The organism is Neisseria sp. P0001.S005 (assembly GCF_051963715.1).
In genome coordinates this window covers 1-1,481 of sequence record NZ_JBQCTZ010000394.1, presented here as the reverse complement: position 1 = coordinate 1,481, position 1,481 = coordinate 1, and the positions used below count along the sequence as shown (strand labels likewise).

General features: G+C 48.0%; 2 protein-coding genes. Both read left to right on the top strand.

Annotation, left to right across the window (positions count from 1 at the left end):
* A partial coding sequence (locus ACTHSP_RS20520) for a thiamine pyrophosphate-dependent enzyme (protein ID WP_440346824.1) occupies nucleotides 1–870 on the top strand: 870 nt, incomplete at its 5' end.
* Between the two features lie 10 nt (nucleotides 871–880).
* Nucleotides 881–1,372, top strand: coding sequence for an acetolactate synthase small subunit (gene ilvN, locus ACTHSP_RS20515; protein ID WP_003685820.1), 492 nt, complete (start codon nucleotides 881–883; stop codon nucleotides 1,370–1,372).
* The last annotated feature ends 109 nt before the right edge of the window (nucleotides 1,373–1,481 follow it).

Genomic DNA, 1,481 nt, shown 5'->3' with positions numbered 1-1,481 from the left:
TCCGTACCGTCCAAATTCTTTGAAAAAGCCAAAAAAATTATTCATATCGACGTTGACCCGTCCAGCATTGCCAAACGTGTCAAAGTGGATATCCCGATTGTCGGCGACGTGAAAAACGTATTGTCCGAAATGATTCAATTGTGGGGCAAGCAAGAATCTGCACCTACAGCCGACTCATTGGATAAATGGTGGAAAAGCATTGAAGAGTGGCGTTCGCGCAACTGCCTGTGGTTTGATAATGAAAGCGAAATCATCAAACCGCAATACGTCATTCAAAAACTGGCCGAAATCACCAATAATTCTGCCATCATTACTTCCGACGTCGGTCAGCACCAAATGTTTACCGCTCAATATTACCCATTCGAGCGTCCGCGCCAATGGCTCAATTCCGGCGGTTTAGGCACAATGGGCGTAGGCTTGCCATATGCCATCGGTGCGAAACTGGCTGCTCCTGATCAAGATGTATTCTGTATCACCGGCGAAGGTTCGATTCAGATGAACATCCAAGAGCTGTCCACCTGCTTCCAATACCGCGTTCCAGTTAACGTCGTTACCCTGAACAACGGCTACCTCGGCATGGTCCGCCAATGGCAAGAACTTTATTACGGCAACCGTGAATCAGAAACCTATTTCGATTCATTGCCTGATTTTGTCAAACTGGCTGAAGCCTACGGCCATATCGGCATCCGCGTGGACAAGAAATCCGATGTAGAAGGCGCATTGCTGGAAGCATTAAACCAAAAAGACCGCCTGGTATTCCTCGATTTCTTGACCGACAAGAAACAAAACGTACTGCCTATGGTCGGCAACGGCAAAGGCTTGGACGAGATGGTTCTGCCGCCGCATATGCGCGAAACATTGTCAGCGTAAGGAGAGAAAAATGCGACATATCTTATCTATTCTGATGGAAAACGAATCAGGTGCGATGAGCCGTGTGGTAGGTTTGTTCTCCGCACGCGATTACAACATCGACTCCCTGGCTGTTGCACCAACCGAAGACAAAACCTTGTCTCGCATGACCATCGTTACCCATGGCGACGAACACGTTATAGAGCAAATCACCAAACAACTCAACAAACTGATTGAAGTTATCAAAGTGGTCGATTTGAACGAAAGCCGTTTTGTCGAACGTGAGCTGATGTTGGTAAAAGTCCGCGCCGTAGGCAAAGACCGCGACGAATTCCTGCGATTGACCGAAATCTACCGCGGCAGCGTCATTGACGTAACAGACCGCAGTTACACCATTGAAATCACAGGCTCAACCGAAAAACTCGACTCTTTCCTCGAGACAGTCGGTCGCGCTCAAATTTTGGAAACCGTACGCACAGGCGCAGCCGGTATCGGCCGCGGCGAGCGTATTTTGAAAATTTAACGCTGTATCTTTCAGACGGCCTTTTGCTTTCAACAAAGGCCGTCTGAAAAACAGTAGGAGACAAATATGTCAAGCATCCAAATCGTTGCATTAGTTACCGTCAAACCCG